This window comes from Methanomicrobiales archaeon (assembly GCA_030019205.1).
GTDB lineage: Archaea > Halobacteriota > Methanomicrobia > Methanomicrobiales > JACTUA01 > JASEFH01.
Window position 1 is genome coordinate 1 of record JASEFH010000061.1, and the last position, 2,073, is coordinate 2,073.

The window sequence follows — 2,073 nt, forward strand, 5'->3', positions numbered from 1 at the left end:
GCCCTTCACCGGGCACGTTCGCCGCCCCGAGACGGTCCACCAGGCTGAAGTTGGTCACGTTCACCGCTACGGTGATGGTATCGCCGCTGAGGTTCGCCCCCTCCTGCGGCTCGACGAGCGTCAATGCAGGACCGACCGGGGCTTCCCCTTGGCCGTTCCCGCCATCATATCCTCCCTGCGCCGCTGCCCCAGCGAAAAAGCCGAAAGAAGCAATCGCTATGAGGGATACCAGAAGCATAATCCGCCTTCTCATGCCCCGCACAAATGCGGACATTATACAAAAACCTTTTGGAAGATCTGGAGATTATACGAGGAGAGTAATAAATCGCGTTCCGATCTGTTTCGAGGGATTGAACAATGGCACGCTCGACAGATCCCCTGACATTCGGGATCGCCATGCGCGAGGTTGGTGCAAAGACCGCTCTTTATGACGGATTCGGCTTTGCTAGGTGCGACGGAAAGACTGCCTTCTCAAAATACGGCAACGCCCCGGCCGGGACTTGAACCCGGGTCAAAAGCTCCGCAGGCTTCTAGGATATCCACTACCCTACCGGGACCTGAGATGCCATAGTATTTTGTCGCTATCAGCACTTAAAATGATTGTCTGCTCTACGATCGCGGACGGAATGTGCGGGAAGGGCATCTCTCCGCCTCCCTCTCGGCAGGCACAGTGCCCTGGATTTTACATTCACCTTCCCGTGCGTTCCGTGCCGTGTAGAAGGAGCAGTCACGGCATGCCGGCATGAAAAAGAGATGGAGGCGATCCGATATTAACTATTCCCAACGGTCATGCGGAGGTCGACACGGATCTCCTTCCCTCCGCGCAGATCGATATGGTAGGACCCGGCGCTGAGGATCCTGATCTGATCTCTGGTGTCCCATTGCTGGTAAGGTCTCCCGAACCCTTCCTGGATGATCACCTGACCGGACTCCCGATCGCGCACGGTGATCTCGAACCAGGACTGATCGTCAACGGATGTAACAGTGATCTTCTTGGTCTCGCGGGAACCGTAGTCGCTCGTGACGACCACCTCCCGCGTCACGGTAGCCGGGATGATGTTGTACTCGATGATGAACGGAGGATTATGGACGTCGTACTCGAGAGCGGTCGAGTTATAGTTGAAGTACATCGTGTCGCTGAATATCTCCAGATAGTCGGTTCCACTCCCGGTTTTTGTCGGAGGCGCCCTGAAGGTGGGTGTCGGTATTCCGCGCGTGGTCGTGGGTGTGGCCGGGTAGGGCGTCGCTACCGTTACATACGTATTCGTGGGAGCGGGAGTCGCGCTGCCGGACGTGGAGGGCGTGGTGGTCGCCGGTGGGAACCAGGGCGGTTGAACGCCACCTTTCTCGGCAGCGGTGCACCCTGCTGCCATGCACAGGACCCCCAGGAGAAGCAATGCCAGAACGATATGCCGAATCTGTGTCATCAGTGTATGATTTTGCAGAACCTTTATTTATGCTTTTACAAATTTAATATCAATATAAATAGGGATTTGCAGAAATTTATTACACAAAAATAAACTGATATCGAAACCATCAGGGTGAAAATACTGAATTGGACAATAATTTCCATCATTTCAAGAGTCGCCAGGCACTAAAGCATATCGCCTATCGTCAGTCTATGATTCAGAAATATCTGAGGATTACGATTATCCCATCATTAGTTGAATAACATCCCTCACCATCCCCGAATCCTGCCGATTAGTTCCCCTCTTCTCTTTAACCTCTCCTAAATCCCTTGATTCATCGTCATTTTTCTTCTCTCTTTGGAGAGCTGCCGCTAGGAGGATGACCCATGTATGGTGAGGAGCTGCGGGAGGTTGTAAGAGAAACAGCAGAAGAGCATCTTCACATGAACTCTTGCACAGGTGGTGACGAGCGCATGAGCTCCATCATATACCCTCTTGATCACGGCAAAGGGTCGCTCCACGAGTGCTCTGACCCGCATGATCGCTCTGTTTCTTCTCTCTTCCTTCATCGAGAGAGGATGACCTCTCGTGCTCCGGTGCATTGTTTTGTCCATGGATGCCTGAGGCTTCACACCGAAGTATCCTGTATCGCGATAGACCGTCT

General features: G+C 53.3%; 3 protein-coding genes and 1 tRNA gene. All 4 read right to left on the reverse strand.

Annotation, left to right across the window (positions count from 1 at the left end; all coding sequences use genetic code 11):
- A partial coding sequence (locus QMC96_13270; protein MDI6877725.1) for a hypothetical protein occupies window positions 1-253 on the reverse strand: 253 nt, incomplete at its 3' end.
- Window positions 254-485: 232 nt separating this feature from the next.
- Window positions 486-557, reverse strand: a tRNA-Arg gene (locus tag QMC96_13275).
- A 213-nt stretch (window positions 558-770) separates the two neighbouring features.
- Complete coding sequence (locus QMC96_13280) at window positions 771-1,427, reverse strand: hypothetical protein (GenBank protein ID MDI6877726.1); 657 nt, start codon at window positions 1,425-1,427, stop codon at window positions 771-773.
- A gap of 353 nt (window positions 1,428-1,780) precedes the next feature.
- Window positions 1,781-2,073, reverse strand: a 293-nt coding sequence (locus QMC96_13285; protein ID MDI6877727.1) for a transposase, incomplete at its 5' end; no start/stop codon positions are given.